The organism is Rhodomicrobium sp. (assembly GCF_047605405.1).
Classification (GTDB): Bacteria; Pseudomonadota; Alphaproteobacteria; order Rhizobiales; family Rhodomicrobiaceae; genus Rhodomicrobium; species Rhodomicrobium lacus.
This window is the reverse complement of the sequence record NZ_JASGFR010000003.1, coordinates 103947-123679: the sequence shown is the minus strand read 5'-3', so window position 1 is coordinate 123679 and position 19733 is coordinate 103947. Positions and strand designations below refer to the sequence as shown.

Here is a 19733-nt window from a genome sequence, read left to right as displayed (position 1 = left end):
ATAAAGACAGTTCTGTCATATAAGTGACAGATACACGCGTTATACTTTCTTTTTATAATTAGTTACACATCTCGGCGATCATCCCCCCAACGGGACGCTATCACTTGGAAAACGCTGCGGACGCCGCTATAGAATGTTCGGCGTGCTATATTCCGACGAGGCTTCCCCAACGGAGCCTTCGGGAAATGCGGGCGTGGCGGAATTGGTAGACGCGCTGGATTTAGGTTCCAGTGACGAAAGTCGTGGGGGTTCGAGCCCCTCCGCCCGCACCACCACCCAAAACCCCACTTGTGATTTTTCACGACGGCATTCCATCGTTTCGCCCGCGCGCGCCCGCCCGGTCGCGGAGAAAGATCGGCCCAGGAAGGCCGCGACGCCAGCTTGCATTAAGTCGTGTTGCCGGTAACCGCGGAGACGCGGACTTTCCGCTTCCGGCGTTCGTGCCGAGTGCTCCGCCACACTTGCGGTGTTCGACACCGCAACCGCGCCCCGGGAGAGTTCCGACACCGATTCGCGAGCGGTGGAGCGCATAGCCTGAATATCGGACTGCGCGCGGAATGAAGCCTCCATCGTAAGATTGGCTGATTTTCAAAATGCAGTCTTTCTGTCACTTAGCACCCTGTGTCGGCGAACGAAGCTGGAGTGGCTCCCGGCAGCCGCATTGCTCCTCAGCGCCCCCTTTGGAGAGAAAATGACGAAGCCTTTTCTTTTTCTGGCTGTCACTCTGCTGGCTTTCGCGAACCCCACGCTGGCTGACGACGCACAGCCAACAATTCCCGAGCCCCCGGACTATCGCACCGAAGCCTATCGCGCTCCGACACCCCAAACCCTCCACGGTGCCAAGGTGCTTGACACCGCCGCAGCGGCCGCGCTTTGGCGTGCAGAAACGTCTGTGTTCGTCGATGTCCTGCCTCGGACGCCGAGACCCGCGAACCTCGCGCCGGGCACTCTCTGGCGGGAAAAGCCGCGCCGCGACATCCCCGGCAGCATCTGGCTGCCAAACACGGGTTTCGGCTCTCTAAGCCCGGCCATGGAAGCCTATTTCCGCGAGGGGCTTGAGACAGCCAGCGGTCGGGATTTCTCGAAAACGCTGGTGTTCTACTGTCTTCGAGAGTGCTGGATGTCGTGGAACGCCGCAAAGCGCGCGCTCTCGCTCGGCTATACCTCCGTCAACTGGTATCCCGAAGGGACCGACGGTTGGGAAGCTGCCGGCCTTCCCGTGGAGGAAAGACAACCCATTCCGGAGCCGCATTCCTAGTCAGTTGCGGAAGAGCTAGGAGACAGAAGCCATCGGGGCAGCGGGCGCTTCGCAGATACTGACGGTCCGGTCCGCCCGTTTGGAGCGGAAGATGAAGGCGGCGCCGCAAAACGGATCGAGCTTCAAGACCTCCTGAATCACTGCCGCCAAGCCCTCCATGCCCTTGCGAAAGTCGATCAGCCGCGTCGCTATGTATATCGCGGCGGATGTATGCAGCCATCGTATCGGGCGACCCGAAACTTGAGTGATCACTAAGCTCCCACCGACGGCTGCTTATCCCGTCCAGGCCCTTCTTACGCGTTCTCGGCAACTCTTATATTTATTCCAAAAACGTTCTCTAAGAACTGCAAGACGTGCAAGGTCCCATTTCCGCAAAACGCGTCGTCCACAACGAGAGCTGGCGCCAAATCCGCCGGGATCCCTCCCCAACCTGACGTCAGCTTCCGCATGGGAGCGAGCGCCAGGTCCGGATCGAATTCGGCTTGCAGGATTGCAGGCGTATAGGCTTGGACCAGGTCAAGGCAATAAGCCTCCATTCCATCAGCCGCTTCGGCCAGCTTTCCGAAAGCGGCTCCGCTTTCCGGCTCATTTTTAAAAACTGGAGAAACTTCGGAACCGTGCGCAGCGTAGCCGTCAACCTGACCGTTCGGTCCGGCAAAAAGGGCTTCCAGCAACATGCTGTATTGAAAAAATTCCGGAAGAGGCTTGTCGCTGCTTTCAGCGCCGAAACAACCGGCGACCTGGCCTCCGCCAGCCTCTACCTCCGCAGCTGCAACACGCGTCCCAAAATAGTACCCGACCAGCGGACTTCCGGTCGACTCCTGAATCGCTTTTTGAATCGTGGCGGAATACCCAAGATCCACTAAGGCAGCGCGCGTTGACTGGAAAAACTTTTCCTGTTCAAGATAAGCGCGGAGATTTTGCCTCACTTCCGCGCAATGAGCACCAATGCGTTCAGCGTGTTTTTCTATAAGCTCCGAAGCCAGATCGCGATGGTCGGGCAGCTTGAGTTTGACGCCGGAATCGTCACCGAGCCCTTCAGGTGCCAAGCCGAGGCGTGCTTTCAAAAGCTCACCGAATGTTCCGCTAAACCCGGCTCCTGAAAGAATGGCCTTCGGGTCGCGAGAAACGTCGAAAGCCGCTGGCAAGACTGCCCGACGAGAAACCATGAGATATCCGGCCTCGGGCAGGGTCGGATCCAAGGCTCGCAATTTCTCATAAAGACGGTGAAGGAAATAGGCGCCGCGTGCGAGGAAATAGACCCGATCTACACCGTCTGCGGTCGCGCGCTGGACGAGCCATGACATGAAACAGAAGGCGATAGGCCCGAGGATGCAATATCCAAAGTCCCGCGCATTCTCGAAAGCGAAGGGTTGAGGCAATGGCGGTCTGAAGGCATTTCCGCCAACTCGTGCGGCGAGCGGTCCTAGCAGAACGCCTGCGCGCCAATCGCTGCGACTTTCGCGCCAGCCGGGAGGCAAGGGACATCCGCGCAAGTCTGCCAGGACGACAGTATTGATCAGGCCAAGCGAATTTAGGCCGTTGTCACAAGGAAGTTGCATATCGGAATGTTCGTTGTCGCCGATATGCAGATATCTTGCTCCGTTGTGAATTTTTTCCCGTTTGATCCATTTCCATACCTCGGCCGTGTCTTTTCGAAGGCCGGTTTCCGACGACGCGAGAATTTCAAACACGTTATCTGCATTATGTGCGGCCAAGATATTTCGAAGGAACGAAGCTTCAAAATATGTGTCGCTGATAATCGAGAGGGGCTTGCCAAGCCGAGCCAGCTCACGTGCAAACGCAAGTACGGATGCGCGGGGCGTAAGAACCCTCGCCTCAATTTCTCGCTCCAGGGCTTCAGCTCGCGCGACAGCGGCAGCGGGCCATCGCGCCGCAAGATGCCAGGCTGCGTAGATTTCTTTCAGGTTCACATCGCCGTGCCCCTTGGTCCGTCTGGCTTCCCGTTCTGCCTTCTTTCGCAAAGAAAGAAAATCCTCGCCTTTCGGCAGCAATCCTTCGATCGCCAATACATGACCGACGGCGCTTTGCACGTCTTCGGGCTGCACTGAAAGTCGTGCGAATAGCGTGTCGAAAAAATCAAAGGAAACCGAATCGTACTCTTTGGCTAAGTCGCAAAGTAGAGAAAGAGATGAGAAATATTGCTGGAGGCTTTTGCCGGAAGATCCGACCAACAATGTTTCCGCCTCCAGGTCCAGTTCACCGTATCTATAGTCCGTAGATTCGCAGATAAAGCCTATGCCCCGCTCGATGACATGGGCAATGGTCCCGTCTGGGGGCGTGGGCTCCGCATCGAAATCTTCGTAACCCCAATTCGCCGACCACAAGGGAGAGAGCGCGGCGGTACGCGCCCAGAACATTCCACCAATCGGAAAATCAAGAAAGCCGCGCCTGGGAAAGTGCAAGATACCGAGACGATGGAAAAATGCTTCCGTCAATTTCGGCGAAGAAGATAACCAATGATGAACCCAATGTGGCATGCCCGACCAAGTGACAGGCCCGACGACACCGAGTTTGTCGTTGGTTTTAAATGCCTCAATGATTTTATCTGACTGGCCGGGAGAACCGATCAGATTTTGCAAAATATGGCTGCGCCAGTCATCCTGTTCTCTACCGCTATGCAAAGACTTCTTCGTATGAAGATGCAGGAGAAGATCATATTGGACGATATCTGACGAGAGCTCGACCAGCATCGGGCCGAAATTGCGTCCGCGATTTTGGGCGCGAACCGCGCGCGTCTTGGTGCCGGGGAGAATTTCGCGGCTTAGCTCGCGGGCTTGCGCGACCTGCGATTCCGGGGTTGTTATGAAGAGGTCGAACGGCGCTTGAATGTTTCGCAAGAGCAATAGGATCTCTCGCGCTGTATCCAAATAATACGCATGGAGAACGACGCAAATCGTTGGCAGCCGCCCATCCCCCGATGAAGCCGGTAACAGCGTTCGCTCTCCCAGCACCTTGTCCCAGGCAGCGGGGGTGGCTCGACTGCGTATTCTCGCGATACGTATGCGTTTTTTTTCCGCCGAGCGTGCAAAGCGGGCGCGGCGCTTCTTGGAAAAGACCGGTGATCGGCTCAGAAGCCTTAAAAACCCGATGTACGCCCGGAGAGTAAATTTGACTGGCGTTCGTTTTTTGGCGGCGCGGTTCACTGGCTGCGACCGAGGTAAGAGCGAAAGCGTCTCCGGTGCATTCTTCTGCTCTCTACGCTCCATGCGTGCGATAAAAGAGGCTTTAAGAAATGGTCGCGCCTTCTTGATGTTTCGGCTTGTCCGCCACCTTATATAGCGCCGCAAATTAGCTATCGGCCTTCTGCGTGCGTGCCGAAGCTCTGCAAAGACCGATTGAAAACGGGCGTTAGCAGCGGTCAGCTCTCGCTCGTTCAGCAAGCGGTGGGCTTCGACTTGTTCCGCACCTCTATCGCGCTCCTGCAGAAGCGCGGCCTCATGCGCCTCAAGAAGCACCTGCGCACTATCCGCGGAAGAGGCGCGGACTGCGGCTAGATCATCCTCCAACTGGTGCGTCGCCGCAGCCAGTTTGGTCTCGTACGCTTCCTTTTCAGCGGCCAGATCTGCATGGTAGCGCTGTTTCTCCATCTCAAGAGAAACCTCGAGTTGCCGACGATCAGCAAGCGCTGCGATGCCTTGTCCCAATCTTGTATAGGCATTACGGACTGTAAGCGCGGTGGCATCGTTTGTTGATGCAGCGAAGAAGCGAAGTAGTTTCTCGGACTGCAAATGCCCCGCTGCCAATACGCCGAGCCCGTGGCCGTGCAAAAACTCGAAGCTAGGGCGGCTTGTTTGGAGTTCCGCCCAGAGTTTGAACACGCCGAAGTCTCTTTCCCTGACGTTTGTGTCATGAAACAGCACGACTGCGCGGTCGGACAGTTTCGGCAACCAGCTCTCAAAGTCGTGCTTCACATCATCATAAAAATGGCGCCCGTCGATATGAAGCAAGTCCACAGATCCGTCTTCGAAATGAGGCAGCGCTTGGTCGAAGGAGGACCGGATGAGACGGGAAAAAGAGGCGTAGCGCTGGTGATACGCGTTTAACTGCTGGAATATCTCATCACCATAAAAGCCGGCGTGCTCGTCACCACGCCATGTGTCGACGGCATAGGCGCGAGAATCAAGGCCGATACGCTCGATAGCCTGGCAAAAGCATGAATAGGAAAAGCCCCGATGCGTGCCGAGCTCCACGACTGTGCCCGGGCGATGCGCTTCTATGAGCCAAAACGCAAACGGAGCGTGTTCAAGCCAAGCTGAGTCCACGACGAAATCGGGCTGCCAAAAACTGCAAGGAGAAATGAAATCCATCAATTAGCCCTATTTAGTCGACTTCGGAGTTAACTAGCTTATAAATCGAGGGGCGGTTACCGTCGAGCTCTAGCCCTTGGTGGTGGGCAGAAAAATGCGAGGGCGTTTACCCCGGTCATTGCCCCCCGGCACAGCCTGCAGTGCCTGACGGGTGTCTATTCTTGCGTTCCTCGAATGCGCCGATGGCGTTCCAGATGGAGTCCGCCGTGTCGTCCCATGTGGTCAAACGATCCCTTATGTCCGGGGGAAGAACGGCAGGATGCTCGATCATCTTCTGTATCGCCGACAGGAGCGAGGCGGGCTCGCCATGGTCGAAATAGGTCGCGAAGTTCAGGCCGACTTCGGGCATTGAGGCTCTGGCCGCGCAGATGACGGGCTTTCCGAACCAGAGGCTTTCGCCGACGGGCAAGCCCCAGCCCTCGTACCAGCTCGGGAAAACCGTGAATCGGCAGTGCCGGTAAAGCAGTTCGAGTTCGGCGTCGTTTGGCTGGGCGACGATCTGCACCGTGCCGTTTACGCTTGCGGTCTTGCGCAGGAATGCGTGGATCTCGTCCGCTCCCCTGCCTTCTCCGCCAGCGAGCACGAGAGAAGGTGTTTTCTCCCGCAGCGACTTTTCGAGTTGCTGCCACGCTTCGAGTAGCCCCAACGTGTTCTTGCGGGTGGTCATCGTACCGACGCAGAGGACGAAGTCTTCACGGAGCAGGCAGCTTACTTCATCGCGGACGGAGTATCCCGCATCTCTCTCGATCCGAAATTCATGAGGGAAGCGGGCCACGACGACGTCGGCATTCGACAGCAGGTCGTTTTCGTCCAGATAACGCTCGAACTCTTTCTTCGTAAAACGGGAGTTGCAGAAGATGAGAGCCGAGTCCGAGACGACATGCTCGATCCATTTCCGATCGCGCCCGCTCTTGTCAGAGGCATAGGGCTCCCCGGATAAGGCGATGATGTCGTGGACGAACGAGATCAACTGACAGCCATGCGTCTCCGCAAAAGCTTTCAGCCCATGGTAGTCGGCGTTCCGCCCGGAGCCGAGCGTGACGATATAGCCGCCAGGCGCGGGAATGCCGTCGAGGACGGGTGATGGCTCTGCTCTTGCGGCAGATTTGAGAACTCTGGCGCGCAGGGCTGGTGAAGAGGCCCACTGCAACTGCATGCGATGTTTTTGGATGAAATACCTCAAGGAACCGCTTTCATATCGGCGGAGCTTTGACGCCATCCATTGGTCCTTGTTCGATGCAAGTTCCAAGCTTGATGCTATTTCGCGAAAATGAGAGGGCTCCCGAAGGAAGGAGAGATCCGCGGCTCGGTACTCTCCGGATATGGGATGCTGAAGCAGCCCATACACTGCTCGAGTGTCCTTGCGGCGGACGATGCTTTCGAGGATCCGGACCACACTACGCTGTACCCCCGTCGGCACCGGGTGCTTGATCGCATGTTCCACAACGTCCGTTATGTGAAAATAGATCGGGGCTTTGGCTAGCATCACATTTTCGGGGTAAAGCAACACCCCCAATGGGGCAGTTTGCAAAAATCGTATTCCCAGCACTTTCGAAATGAAAACACCGATGTTTTATATAATATTTTTTCTAATAAACCAATATCACTTTGATGTCTAGGGGGGCAATCAACGCCCCGTGCGCTATAAGCCGCAATTTAAGCACTGCCGGGATCTCTTTATACATCTGTATCTTGCGAAGCGGGTGTATTGAATACCAGATCGAGAATTCACCGGTGGCCGCCCGGAATGCGTACCGCGTTCAAATAACGGGGCTCGATGAGCCGAAGCGGCGACTTCTTTCGAAGCGGGCGGCTTCTCTCGATGCCCTCTCGCGCACTCTGGGCAAGCTTGGCCCCTGCCAATGCGGCTGGAGAGGCGCCATTGCCTGACGCCTTCGCTTATCGGCCGAATGCTCGCCGAAGCAGCGGCAGCGTGCGGAAAAGCATCGGTCAAGCAAATTTCGCTTTGCGGCCTTATTTTCGTCCAACGGCTGAGGCATCAATATCACATCACAGGGCGGCGACGCTTCAAGCCCCTCGGAAAGCGGTGCCGCTTGTGAAAGTTGAGTTGGTTGTGTGTTCGTAGAGCGTCCGCGTTTGTTGCGTCTGAGTTCTGTAGCGTTTGTTGAGTATCAGTAAGCGCAGTGGCCAGTTTTGCGTAGCGCTGGAGTGCCCCCGGAGGACCTACGTAACGCTTGGTTTACGAGTTTGGTCTAGAGTTCTCGCAAACCTCGGGACGTCGATCCCGAATTAAAAAGTTGCCCCTGAGAGACGGAGCCACCTGCATTGGCCCCCACCCCCCGCTAGCCAAAAAGGCTTCGTCTCTCTTTTCTTCTCCCGCATATCCTTCCATCAGTCGCATCCCGGCCTTGCCGCGCTCGCATGCGTTCAACTTTGCGTGCCATCGCGCGAAACGACATCCGACCGACGCGATCCAGCCTTAAAGCTGGAGAGGTAAAAAGCGTATGGGAGGAGTCTTATGGCAGAACTGATTTTCTACACGAACCCGATGTCGCGCGGCCGCATTGTGCGCTGGATGCTGGAAGAAGTCGGCCAACCATACCACACCGAGATCGTAGATTTCGGTGCGCCTATGAAGTCGCCGCCCTATTCCGACATCAACCCCATGGGAAAAGTTCCGGCGCTTCGCCACGGCGAAACGGTCGTGACCGAAACACCCGCCATCTGTGCTTATCTCGCGGACGCTTTCCCCGAAGCCGGGCTTGCGCCGGCACCGCAAAGCGCCGAAAGAGGCCGATATTATCGCTGGATGTTTTTCGGCGCCGGTCCGCTTGAAGCCGCCATCACCAACCGGGCCTGCGGCTTTCAGGCGTCCGAGCAGCAGGGTCGTTTGCTCGGTTACGGGAGCTTCGTCGCCGTGATGGACGCGCTCGAAAAGGCCGTGTCCGCGTCGGATTATCTCGTGGGAGACACATTCAGCGCGGCCGACGTCTACGTCGGATCGCAGATCGCATGGGGCCTCCGGCATGGCACCATGGAAAAGCGCCCCGCGTTCGAGCGGTACTGGGACCGTCTCAAGGATCGCCCGGCCGCCATTCGCGCTACCCGGATCGATGACGATCTGCTCGCGGAGACAAAGAAAGCCTGATCAGAGCGCAAAGTCGCGATGCGAGCGTCAACCTGAACGCGAAACCGGATACAAGAAAACCGCCCGATATCGGTACGGAAGGGTTTATTGCACCGCGATAAAATGCGACAAGAGGTTGTAGAGCGCGCAGGCAGGCGTGCAGGACTTTGTTCGGCCGCAAAATAGCGCAGGCGCTCCAAAATGGTTGACGAAAACGCTCGGGCATAGTCCTTTTATGGAATAAGTATCTCTACCTGAGCAATCCCCAACGCGAGGAACGATAGCCGCATGCCTCATGACACGCCGCTCATTGCTACCGTTGTTGGCGGGCTTGGGTTCGCGTTCATTTTCGGCGCTATCGCAAACCGCCTCCGCTTGCCGCCACTGGTCGGTTATCTGCTCGCGGGCATCCTTGTAGGGCCGCACACACCGGGCTTCATCGCCGATCAGTCGCTCGCGCCGCAGCTTGCGGAACTCGGCGTCATACTTCTGATGTTTGGCGTGGGGTTGCATTTCTCGTTGTCGGATCTGCTCTCTGTCCGCAAGATCGCGATTCCAGGCGCGGTCGTGCAGATCGCGCTCGCGACGATCCTCGGCCTCGGCCTTGCGATGGCGATGGGGTGGCCCGTCGGTGCGGGTCTCGTTTTCGGCCTTGCGCTTTCGGTGGCAAGCACTGTGGTTCTTCTGCGCGCGATGCAGGAGCGGCGCCTCATCGAGACGGAACGCGGCCGCATCGCGGTGGGCTGGCTGATCGTTGAGGATCTGGCCATGGTGCTGGCGCTGGTCCTGCTGCCCGCGCTCGGCCCGTTGATCGGCGCAACAGGCGGTTCGGGCAACACCCCAGACCCGCTTGCGGCACGGCTCGGTCTCGACCTCGGCCTTGCCGGCATTCTCTTCGTAACCTTCGCGAAGGTCGGCGCCTTCGTCGCCCTGATGCTGATCGTCGGCAGGCGCGTCATCCCGTGGCTCCTGCATCGCATGGCGCATACAGGCTCGCGCGAGCTGTTCCGCTTGTCGGTGCTGGCCATCGCACTCGGTGTTGCGTTCGGCGCATCGGAACTGTTCGGCGTTTCGCTCGCCCTCGGCGCGTTCTTCGCGGGTATGATCATGAGCGAATCCGAACTGTCGCAGCGCGCGGCACAGGAGACGCTGCCGCTGCGCGATGCCTTCTCGGTGCTGTTCTTCGTCGCCGTGGGGATGCTTTTCGACCCCACGAGCCTCGTCAACGACCCGCTCCCAATTCTCGCAGTGCTCTTCATCATCGTGATCGGCAAGTCGGTCGGCGCTTTCCTGATCGTCATCGGCTTCGGCTATCCGATCGCGACCGCTCTCACGATTTCGGCGAGCTTGGCGCAGATAGGCGAATTCTCGTTCATCCTGGCCGATCTCGGTATTCAGCTCGGCGTTTTGCCGAAGCAGGGGCGCGACCTCATTCTCGCGGGCGCGCTGCTTTCGATCGTGCTGAATCCGCTTGTCTTCGCGGGCGTCGATCGATTGAAGCCATGGTTCGAGCGCCGCCGCCCGCCCGTCGAGACGGCACCCGATGCGCCGGAGGTTGCGGCTCCCAAGCAGCCCAAGAAGAAAGAAGCCGATCCCGCCGAAAGCGACGGGCCTCCGCAACCGACCAAGCTCGATAACCACGCGGTGCTTGTCGGATATGGCCGCGTTGGCAGCCTCGTCGGCAAAACCCTGAAGGAGAGCGGCAAGCCGTTCCTCGTCATCGAGGACGGCGAGAAGCCCTTGGCGAACCTCAGGGCGGAGGGCGTCGAGGTCATCGTCGGCAACGCGGCGAGTTCGGACGTTCTCGCCGCCGCTAACCTGAAGGGAGCAAGCGACCTGATCGTCGCCATCCCGAACGGCTTCGAGGCCGGACAGGTCGTCAGTCAGGCGCGCACGACGAACCCCGGCATGCGCATTGTGGCGCGCGCCCACTCCGATGCGGAAGTGGACCACCTGATGGGGCTTGGCGCGAACGCGGTGGTGATGGGCGAGCGTGAAATCGCGCGCGGCCTGATTGAAGAGATGTCAGGGGGGGCGGCGACGACCGAGCCGGACGGCACACCCAAGGCTACGTCCGTATCGCGAGGCGGCGATGCTGAAATCCAGCGCGAGGATCGCGTCGTCTGAACCTTTCGAGACATCCGCCCGCTTCGACCACGGTCGTGTTTCGACCTTGGGCAAGACCGTGCCCCAACCAGCCGTTTGAGCCTACGCGCTTTTCGACTTTCGAGAAGACTTTGGCTTCGGTGGCGGCAGTTCGCCCGCTGTCAGCGCAACGAGCTTCGAAAGCCACTCCGCGTCGTCCCAACGCTCACCCGCAATCAAGAAGTGCGGCTTCGCGCCCGGATAGGGAAAGCCGTCCTGCGGTTCTCCCAGAAACACGCGCCCGGCTGCGGTGGGCTTCACATAAAGCTGGTCGTCACACACAAACGCGACCGTCTTGCCGTCGCAATAAATCGCGTACTCGCCGAACATCTTGCGGGCGGCCACACGGCCCGCTTCCTGGATCTGCTCGATGATGTAATCGGCCGTGCCTTGCTGCGACGCCACGGGACGTCTCCATGAAGATCGGCCCCGTTCGAGAACCCTTTCGAACGGGGCCGGAATGGCTGAATACAACTGCGCGGCCGCGATCAGAACATCGCGGCGTGCACGCGATCCGGCGGATTGTGGCCGTCGAGGAAGGTGCGGATATTGATGATAACCTTCTCGCCCATGTCGAGGCGCCCCTCGATGGTCGCGGAACCGAGATGCGGCAGAACCACGACCTTCGGATTGCGCAGCAGCTTCGGATTGATCGCCGGCTCGTTCTCGAACACGTCGAGGCCGGCGCCTGCCACCTCACCCGCTTCGACCATGCGCGACAGCGCGTTCTCGTCGATGACTTCGCCACGCGCCGTGTTGACGATATAGGCCGTTGGCTTCAAGAGCTTGAGGCGGCGCGCCGAAAGCAGATGGAACGTCGCGGGCGTATGCGGGCAGTTCACGGAAATGATGTCCATGTGGGCGAGCATCTGATCGAGGCTTTCCCAATAGGTCGCACCGAGTTCGGCTTCCACCGCGCCGGGCACGCGGCGGCGGTTATGATAGTTGATCGACAGGCCGAATGCCTTGGCGCGGCGCGCGACGGCGCGGCCGATGCGGCCCATGCCGATGATGCCGAGCTTCTTGCCCCAGATGCGGTGGCCGAGCATCCACGTCGGCGACCAGCCGTGCCACTCCTTGCCGTCCTGCAGATAGTCGGCCCCTTCCACGAGGCGGCGCGGCACGGAGAGGATCAGCGCCATCGTCATGTCCGCTGTATCTTCGGTAAGGATACCCGGCGTATTGGTGACGATGATGCCACGATTGCGCGCCGTTTCGAGGTCTATGTTGTCGACGCCCGTGCCGTAGTTGGCGATCAGCTTCAGTTGAGGGCCCGCCGATGAAAGAAGCGTCTTGTCAATCCGGTCGGTTACGGTAGGAACGAGCACGGTTGCCGTTCGCATCGCCGCCGCGAGCTGGTCCCGCGTCATCGGTGCGTCGGAGGCATTGAGCGTCACGTCGAAAAGCTCGCGCATGCGGGCCTCGACAAGCTCGGGAAGTTTGCGGGTGACGACGACTTTAACGTTTTGTGCGGTCATAGGGGGCTCGACATGGCCGGCTTGGCCTTGATGGACAGGTGCAACGCAATCTCGATCCCGTTATCTAACAGATACGGCCCGCGATGACAAAGCTTCGGATCATTTGCGGCATATTAGTCGCGTTCTCGTTTTCTTCCGGTGCATCGTTAGCTCAGGAGGCGGGGCAACGCAATGCCGGGCCGGTCACCGGCCTGCCTTTGCCGCGCTTCGTCAGTCTGAAGGCGAGCGAGGTGAACGCGCGCGTCGGCCCCGGCGGCGATTATCAGATCGCGTGGGTGTTTCGCCGCGCGGGATTGCCGGTCGAGGTGATCGGCGAGTTCGAGAATTGGCGGCAAGTGCGCGATTCGGAAGGCGGCACGGGCTGGGTCAATGCGGCGCTGACGAGCGCGCGGCGCACGGCGGTTGTCGCGCCGTGGGTGAAGGATCGCATGCTGTTTCGGCTGACTTCGTCGCGCGGCGGCGGCACACTCGTCGCGCAGATCGAGCCGGGCGCAATCGTCGATATCGCGCAATGCGATGGCGAGGATTGCGAGGTCTATGCGAGCAGGCAGAAGGGATATTTGCCGCAGAAGAGCCTTTGGGGTGTATATCCTGGCGAGAAGGTGAAGTAGCGGCGCCTGCGCGCGGGCAATGATGAGGTGCGTCCTGACGTCGGCGCACCGTTTGAGGGGAAGGTAATGGTCTACGAAATTTGCGAAATTCTGGTGAAAGAGGGCGAAGAAGCGGCGTTCGAGGCGGCGGTGAGGGAAGCCGCGCCGTTCTTCCAGCGCTCGAAGGGCTGCCTTGGCCTTGAGCTTCAGCGCACGATCGAAGCCCCGTCGAAATATCGCCTCGTCATCCGGTGGGAGACGCTCGACGACCACATCGTGCATTTCCGCAGCTCGGAGAATTTTCAGGAGTGGCGCAAACTCGCGGGGCCGTTCTTCGCCCAGCCGCCCCATGTCGAGCATACGAATGTGGCGCTGACCGCGTTCTGACGAACGGCCACCTTGAGCCTGTCGCGGCCCGCTCGCTGTTGGCCGCGACAGAACGTGTTTTTCCCGGGAATGGTCGAAAACGAGCGCGTCAAAAATTGTCTTCCGTGTGGAAAGTTCGCGTCTTCCATCGTTGCATCGCGCGAAGTGTGATGCTATGAACCCCGAACCGAGCGGTGATCCGGGCTTCCGTTGCAAAAGCGACGGTATGTTGTGTGAGGAACGGCGCGGTAATTCTCCCGGAGGGGTGCCCGAGTGGCTAAAGGGGACGGACTGTAAATCCGTTGGCTAAGCCTACGTTGGTTCGAATCCAACCCCCTCCACCATCTCACGCTCACGGCAATTCCTACAAAATCCTCGGTGGTCCAGGCGGCGGGCGCCTATAAGGGTTTCTGTCTCGGTGTAACGCTCAGTTTCGGGCGATCGTTGATGGGCTGGCCCCGGCAAGGCGGCCTCGCAGCCGCATTCGGCCAGGGCGATCGTCCCGGAGCGTCTGAAGCACGACAGCGCACTCGCTTGGATCGAGGATCGGGGATTTCGTGATTTCCAGAAACCCGAAAAGAAATCTCGAAGCGGAGCGGGGTTTTGGGACGACGCTTTTTCTTCACGCCGACCCGCTACATTTCGCTCGAAAGCGCTCTAAAGTGACTGGAAATCGATAACCGAGCGGCGATGCGTTCCTTTACGCCCGACGCTCCCGGCGAAGGATAGATCGTGGCTGAAACGTCCCCTCCTGCTGCTTCCGCACCCGAGTTCGATGAGCGCCGCACCGGCGTCACGGCCGAGACAGCCGAAACCGCTTCGGCAATCGAAACGATCAAGGCTTCACTCGACACGGCGGCCCAAGCCCCTGAACCTGTCATCCTCACCGAGGTGACCGGTCATATCGGGACCATCACGCTCAACAACACAGCCAAGCGCAACGCGCTGAGTTCAGCGCTGCTCGATGCGATCACCTCCGCGCTCGACAGCTTCAAGGCGCAGGCGGTGCGGGTGGTGATCGTGCGCGGGCACAGAGGGATCAAGGTCTGGTCCGCCGGCCATGATATCAAGGAGTTGCGGCGCGGGCATCAGGATCCGCTCGGCTATGCCGATCCGCTGGAGCAGGCGCTGCGCGCGATACGCTCGTATCCGGGCGCCGTCATCGCCATGGTGCAGGGTTCGGTCTGGGGCGGCGCGTTCGACCTCGTCCTGTCCTGCGACATGATCGTCGCGGACGAAACGTCCACCTTCGCCATCACGCCGGTCAATCTCGGCCTGCCCTACAACACCACCGGCCTGTTGCACTGCCTCAACCGGCTCCCGGTGAATTTCATCAAGGAAATGTTCTTCACCGCCAGCCCGGTAAAGGCGGAAGCCGCCGCGCGCTGGGGCATCATCAACCACCTTGTGCCGTCAGCGGAGATCGAAGCCTTCACGCTGGAACTGTCGGAGCACATTGCCACGAAGGCGCCGCTCGCCATCGCCGTGGTGAAAGAACAGCTTCGGGTGCTGACCGACTTCCAGCCGGTGGCGGCGCAGGTTTTCGAGCGCATCCAGAACATGCGACGCGAGGTTTACGAGAGCGCCGACTACGAGGAGGGCATCGATGCCTTCCTCGAAAAACGAAAGCCGAATTTCCAGGGCAGGTGATCGGGGCGGCAATCGCCCTATGCCTTCGGCAGAGCCTCGATGATCACGAAAGCCTGCGCAAGCGGGTAGTCGTCGGTGATGGTCAGGTGAATGCGCGCCTCGTGGCCGTCGGGCAGCAGCGCCGCAAGCCGCCTGCCCGCCCCGCCCGTGAGCCGCATTGTGGGGGCGCCGGTCGGAAGGTTCGTTACGCCCATGTCGCGCCAGAAGACGCCTTCCGACAGGCCCGTGCCAAGCGCCTTCGCGCACGCCTCTTTCGCCGCGAAACGTTTGGCGTAGGACGCCGCCCGCGCTGCCCGTGCATCGGATTTCGCGCGCTCCGTCTCCGTGAAGACGCGATCGAGAAAGCGCTCGCCATAGCGCGCGATGGTCTTTTCGACGCGGCGGATGTCGGTGAGGTCGCTGCCGATGCCGATGATCATGGCGAGCGCGTCGCTATTGCTGCTGCTGTTGCTGCTGGGCCAGAGCGCGCCCGCCGGGCCGCTTGTCGACGCCCGTCGCGATGGCGGCCCGCATGCGGCGGATCGCTTCCGGGAGGCCGATGAACACCGCTTCGCCGATGATCACGTGGCCGATGTTCAGTTCGCGGATCTCGGGGAAGGCGGCGAGATGTGTCGCGGTCTCAAAGTCAAGGCCATGCCCCGCATGGACTTCGAGGCCGACGGAGGCTGCAAGCGTGGCGGCCCTGGCCAGCCGGTCGAGTTCGGCACGCGCGGTCGCCTCTTCGCGCGCGATCCAGGCCTCGCAATACTGGCCGGTGTGCAGTTCGACCACCGGCGCACCCAGGCGGGCGGCGGCCTCGATCTGGCGCGGCTCCGGATCGATGAAAAGCGACACGCGGATGCCGCCTTGGACGAGGCGTTCCACGACCGGGAGCAGGTGCTCTTCGCCGCCCGCGACGTCGAGACCGCCTTCGGTCGTCAACTCCTGACGCCGCTCGGGAACGATGCAGCATGCATGCGGCTTCGTCTTGAGCGCGATGCCGGTCATCTCCTCGGTTGCGGCCATCTCAAGGTTAAGCGGCGCGGCGATTTCGGCCTTGATGCGGCGGATATCCTCGTCGCGGATATGACGCCGATCCTCGCGCAGATGCGCCGTGATGCCATCCGCGCCCGCCGTCACGGCAAGACGCGCCGCTTCGATGGGATCGGGACGCGCGCCGCCACGGGCGTTCCTGAGTGTCGCGACATGATCGATGTTGAGGCCGAGGCGAACGGGAGAGCTTACGGACATGATCTCACTTACCGAAGGGAAGCAGCCGTCTTTGCCGGAGCGGAGCGCTGCGCGCTCTTCTGCAATTCGAGCAGACGGCGGATGAACACGTAGACGGCCGCCGAAACGGCGCCGCCGAGGAGCAGCGCGCCGAGCGCCATCGGCTTCAGCACCGGCCAGAGCCCTTGAACGGCTGTGGCGATACCGTCAGGCGAGCCGTTTGTCAGGCTTTCGCCGAGCGCCTGCGCGCCGGTCTGAAAGTGGCTGAGGTCGGCGTTCGCCGGGTTGCCGAGGAAGACGCTGCCGAGCGTGAAGGTCGAAACCCAGATCAGCGGATAGGTGATCGGATTGCCGGCGAACGTGCCCACTTGCGAGGCGAAGATATTACCGCGCAGCACGATTGCCAGGAGCGCCGCCAGCAGCATCTGGAAGCCGAAGAACGGCGTGAAGATCGCGAACACGCCCGCCGCGCAGCCGAGCGCGATGCTGTGCGGCGTCGATTTGATGCGGGCGAGGCGATAGAACATGTATCGCATGGAACGGTCGAAGCTACGCGTCGGCCAGAGCGCGTTGCGCACCCGTCTGCCGATCGAAAGCGGTTCCTTGCGTTTGAAAAGCATCAATCCCAGCCTGGAAAGCCAAACGCCTTCGCGAATGCCAACCTCTTCCGCCTCTGGCAGAATCGGTATCGCCGGTTAAACCTTCAAGCCCCGGCTGCCCGGCTTTACAGCAGCTATACCTTTGACTGAGGCAGGGATTTGATCGGGCGGGAAGATGGGAATGTCAAGCCGAATGAGCGGGACGAAGGGCACCGGAAGCTTCGCGCGTCCGCCCGAGCGGTCGACGAGCGACGCGGCCGCGACGACCGTGCCCCCCGCCGCTTCCGCAGCTTCGATGCATTCGCGAGAGGACAGCCCGGTCGTGACGACATCCTCCACCATGATGCAGCGCTGCCCCTTCTCGATGCGGAAGCCGCGCCTGAGGGCAAACGCTCCTTCCACACGCTCGAAGAAGATCGCGGGCAGGCCGAGCTGGCGGCCCATCTCGTAGCCGACGACGACGCCCCCCATCGCCGGCGACACGACAAGATCGATGCCATCGGCGAGGCCCGCAGCGCGGATTTTCTCGGCGAGCGCCGCGCAGAGCCGCTCGGCGCGCTTCGCGTCCATCAGCACGCGCGCGCATTGGAGATAGGCGGTTGAGTGGTTGCCCGACGACAGGATGAAGTGGCCTTCGAGCAGCGCGCCAGCGTCGCGGAATTCTGTGAGCACGGCATCGTCTGTGAGCATGGAGAAATCTTTCGAGAGGTCTGAAAGGAGATGTCGGGTCAGTCGATCACGCGGCTCGCAGAGCTGACCACAGGCAGGTTTTTGACGCCGTTGACGATATCCGTCAGGTGCTTGAGGTCAAGAACCTCGATGTCGATGAGCATCTCCGTATAGTCTCGCGCGCGGGTGACCATTTGCAGCTTGTCGATATTGGCGCGCGCCGCGCCGATCACGCTCGCGATGCGGGCGAGGCTTCCCGGCTCGTTGAGGGCCGTCACCTGCATGCGGGCGGGGTAAAGCTCTGTCGTGCCTTCCCGGATGTCCCATGTGACGTCGATCCAGCGGTCGAGCTGGTCCTCGAAGGCGCGCAGCTTCGCCGAGTGGATGGGGTAGATCGTGATGCCCTTGCCGGGATCGAGAATGCCGACGATACGCTCGCCCGGCACTGCGCCGCCCTCCGCCAGCTTCACGATGGGCGAACCGTCCGCGTTTTGCAGCGGGACACCCTTGCTTCGCAACTCCCGGTCCGAGCCGGTGAGAAGCCCGGCCCAGCGAAACTTGAAACCGGCCACGCGGCCGAGATTAAACCAACCCGCCTCGTCGCGCGTGATCGTGCGGCGCTTCGGGGGCACATCGCTGCGAAAATTCGGGTCGAGTGCGCCGAGCACCTCGTCCGCCGCGATCTCGCCCTGACCGATGGCCGTCAGCAGATCTTCCGCCGTCTTCAACGCAAAGCGCGGCAGGATGGGCGACAATTCGGTGTCCGGCGCCTTGTCGGCACGCTCCAGCGCGGCTTTCATGATGTCGCGGCCGAGGGCGAGATACTGCTTTCGCACGGCCTCCCGCGTGGCGCGGCGGATGGCGGAGCGCGCCTTGCCGGTCATGACGGCATTTTCCCATGCGGCGGGCGGTGTCTGCGCCTCCGAAAGGATGATCTCCACCTCGTCGCCGTTCTTCAACTCGGTCAAAAGCGGCATATGCCGGCCGTTGATCTTCACGCCGACGCAATGATTGCCGATATGCGTGTGAACCGCATAGGCGAAGTCGATGCCATTTGCCCCGCGGGGCAAGGCGATGAGGCGGCCCTTCGGTGTGAAGCAGAATACCTGATCGAGGAAGAGTTCGAGCTTCGTATGCTCCAGGAATTCTTCCGGGTTGTCGCCTTCGAGGAGGTTGTCGACGAGCTTGCGGAGCCACTGATAGGCCATGCTCTCGCTTGGCTGCGGGCCTTGCGCAGCCTGCTCGTCGCCGTGCAGCTTCGCCAGCGCGGCGAGCTTGTAGCCCGAATGCGCGGCAACGCCATATTCCGCGATCTGATGCATCTCGGCGGTGCGGATTTGCAGTTCCACGCGCTGGTGACGCGGCCCGACGATGGTGGTGTGGATCGATTTGTAATCGTTATGCTTCGGCGTCGAGATGTAATCCTTGAAGCGGCCCGGCACGACGCGCCAGGTGCGATGCACGACGCCGAGCGCCGTATAACAATCCTGCACCTCCGGCACGATGACGCGGAAGCCGTACACATCGGACAGTTGCTCAAGCCCGATCTGCTTGTTCTGCATCTTGAGCCAGATCGAATAAGGCTTCTTCTCGCGGCTGGTAACGTCCGCCTTGATGGCCTGCGCTTCGAGCTTGGTCCTGAGTTCGCTCGCGATTTCCTCGGTCAGCCCGCGATTTTGCTCGCGCAGCACGTTGAGGCGGGACATCAGCGTTTCGTAAGCCGCCGGATGCAGCCAGCGGAAGGACAGTTCCTCCAGCTCGTCGCGGATTTCCTGGATGCCCATGCGGCCGGCGAGCGGCGCATAGATATCCATCGTCTCCTGGGCGATGAGGCGGCGCTTCTCGGGCTTCATGTGCTCGAGCGTGCGCATGTTGTGCAGCCGGTCCGCGAGCTTGACGAGCAGCACGCGCACGTCGCTCGAAATGGCGATCAGGAGCTTGCGGAAATTTTCGGCCTGCTGCGTCTTCTTGGAGACGAGGTTCAGCTTTTCGATCTTGGTGAGACCGTCCACGAGCGCGGCGATGTTCGGACCGAAAAGCTTCTCGATCTCGTCCTTTGTGGCCTGCGTGTCTTCAATCGTGTCGTGAAGAAGGGCGGTCGCAATCGTCTCGTCGTCGAGCTTGAGCCCGGTCAGGATAGCGGCAACCGCCAGAGGATGGGAAAAATACGGATCGCCCGAAGCGCGCTTCTGCTGGCCGTGCGCCTGCATGGCATAGACATAGGCGCGATTAAGGAGAGCCTCATTCGCCTTGGGATTGTAGCTCAGCACCTTTTCCACGAGATCGTACTGCCGCATGATTGCGGGCGGTTGCGATCTCGTTCGAGTTTCAAGCTGCACGGCCTCGACTG

Annotated in this window: 16 protein-coding genes and 2 tRNA genes; 8 read left to right on the top strand and 10 right to left on the bottom strand. The window is 60.5% G+C overall.

What is annotated here, in order from left to right:
• Window positions 1-187 precede the first annotated feature (187 nt).
• A tRNA-Leu gene (locus QM659_RS02395) sits at window positions 188-272 on the top strand.
• Window positions 273-691: 419 nt separating this feature from the next.
• Complete coding sequence (locus QM659_RS02390) at window positions 692-1258, top strand: PQQ-dependent catabolism-associated CXXCW motif protein (RefSeq protein ID WP_303483759.1); 567 nt, start codon at window positions 692-694, stop codon at window positions 1256-1258.
• Between the two features lie 15 nt (window positions 1259-1273).
• On the opposite strand, the gene tnpB is transcribed toward QM659_RS02390, so the two are convergent.
• From tnpB to QM659_RS02375, 3 genes are all read right to left on the bottom strand, one after another.
• Window positions 1274-1510: an IS66 family insertion sequence element accessory protein TnpB gene (gene tnpB, locus QM659_RS02385; protein ID WP_415187242.1), complete on the bottom strand. Its 237-nt coding sequence runs from the start codon at window positions 1508-1510 to the stop codon at window positions 1274-1276.
• Between the two features lie 41 nt (window positions 1511-1551).
• Window positions 1552-5589: a rhamnan synthesis F family protein gene (locus QM659_RS02380; RefSeq protein ID WP_415187241.1), complete on the bottom strand. Its 4038-nt coding sequence runs from the start codon at window positions 5587-5589 to the stop codon at window positions 1552-1554.
• Window positions 5590-5704: 115 nt separating this feature from the next.
• On the bottom strand, window positions 5705-7138 hold the full coding sequence (locus QM659_RS02375) for a glycosyltransferase family 4 protein (protein ID WP_415187240.1): 1434 nt from the start codon (window positions 7136-7138) through the stop codon (window positions 5705-5707).
• A 930-nt stretch (window positions 7139-8068) separates the two neighbouring features.
• On the opposite strand from QM659_RS02375, the gene QM659_RS02370 reads away from it, so the two are divergent.
• Together QM659_RS02370 and ybaL are read left to right on the top strand one after the other, a co-directional pair.
• Window positions 8069-8698, top strand: a complete 630-nt coding sequence (locus QM659_RS02370) for a glutathione S-transferase family protein (protein WP_415187239.1) — start codon at window positions 8069-8071, stop codon at window positions 8696-8698.
• A 267-nt stretch (window positions 8699-8965) separates the two neighbouring features.
• Window positions 8966-10804 (top strand): YbaL family putative K(+) efflux transporter, encoded by a 1839-nt coding sequence (gene ybaL, locus QM659_RS02365; protein WP_415187238.1) that lies wholly within the window; start codon window positions 8966-8968, stop codon window positions 10802-10804.
• Between the two features lie 81 nt (window positions 10805-10885).
• On the opposite strand, the gene QM659_RS02360 is transcribed toward ybaL, so the two are convergent.
• Together QM659_RS02360 and QM659_RS02355 are read right to left on the bottom strand one after the other, a co-directional pair.
• On the bottom strand, window positions 10886-11227 hold the full coding sequence (locus QM659_RS02360) for a TfoX/Sxy family protein (RefSeq protein WP_415187237.1): 342 nt from the start codon (window positions 11225-11227) through the stop codon (window positions 10886-10888).
• 83 nt (window positions 11228-11310) lie between these two features.
• The gene (locus QM659_RS02355) at window positions 11311-12300 is read right to left on the bottom strand and encodes a 2-hydroxyacid dehydrogenase (protein WP_013419867.1); all 990 of its coding nucleotides are present in this window, start codon (window positions 12298-12300) and stop codon (window positions 11311-11313) included.
• Window positions 12301-12383: 83 nt separating this feature from the next.
• On the opposite strand from QM659_RS02355, the gene QM659_RS02350 reads away from it, so the two are divergent.
• The 4 genes from QM659_RS02350 (at window position 12384) to scpB (ending at window position 14906) form a co-directional block, all read left to right on the top strand.
• Window positions 12384-12911, top strand: coding sequence for an SH3 domain-containing protein (locus QM659_RS02350; protein WP_127079523.1), 528 nt, complete (start codon window positions 12384-12386; stop codon window positions 12909-12911).
• 66 nt (window positions 12912-12977) lie between these two features.
• Window positions 12978-13277 (top strand): antibiotic biosynthesis monooxygenase family protein, encoded by a 300-nt coding sequence (locus QM659_RS02345; protein WP_415187236.1) that lies wholly within the window; start codon window positions 12978-12980, stop codon window positions 13275-13277.
• 238 nt (window positions 13278-13515) lie between these two features.
• Window positions 13516-13600: transfer RNA gene (locus QM659_RS02340), tRNA-Tyr, on the top strand.
• Window positions 13601-13988: 388 nt separating this feature from the next.
• Window positions 13989-14906, top strand: a complete 918-nt coding sequence (gene scpB, locus QM659_RS02335; RefSeq protein WP_415187235.1) for a methylmalonyl-CoA decarboxylase — start codon at window positions 13989-13991, stop codon at window positions 14904-14906.
• A gap of 17 nt (window positions 14907-14923) precedes the next feature.
• On the opposite strand, the gene acpS is transcribed toward scpB, so the two are convergent.
• The 5 genes from acpS to QM659_RS02310 all read right to left on the bottom strand — a co-directional run bounded on the left by acpS (window position 14924) and on the right by QM659_RS02310 (window position 19683).
• A complete protein-coding gene (acpS, locus tag QM659_RS02330) occupies window positions 14924-15325 on the bottom strand; it encodes a holo-ACP synthase (protein WP_415187234.1) in 402 nt (133 codons plus the stop codon).
• A 13-nt stretch (window positions 15326-15338) separates the two neighbouring features.
• Window positions 15339-16136 (bottom strand): pyridoxine 5'-phosphate synthase, encoded by a 798-nt coding sequence (locus tag QM659_RS02325; protein WP_415187233.1) that lies wholly within the window; start codon window positions 16134-16136, stop codon window positions 15339-15341.
• 8 nt (window positions 16137-16144) lie between these two features.
• The gene (locus QM659_RS02320; RefSeq protein ID WP_303483776.1) at window positions 16145-16735 is read right to left on the bottom strand and encodes a DUF2062 domain-containing protein; all 591 of its coding nucleotides are present in this window, start codon (window positions 16733-16735) and stop codon (window positions 16145-16147) included.
• 75 nt (window positions 16736-16810) lie between these two features.
• Window positions 16811-17404 (bottom strand): orotate phosphoribosyltransferase, encoded by a 594-nt coding sequence (gene pyrE / locus QM659_RS02315; protein WP_303483778.1) that lies wholly within the window; start codon window positions 17402-17404, stop codon window positions 16811-16813.
• 38 nt (window positions 17405-17442) lie between these two features.
• Window positions 17443-19683 (bottom strand): RelA/SpoT family protein, encoded by a 2241-nt coding sequence (locus tag QM659_RS02310; protein ID WP_164730108.1) that lies wholly within the window; start codon window positions 19681-19683, stop codon window positions 17443-17445.
• Window positions 19684-19733 lie beyond the last annotated feature (50 nt).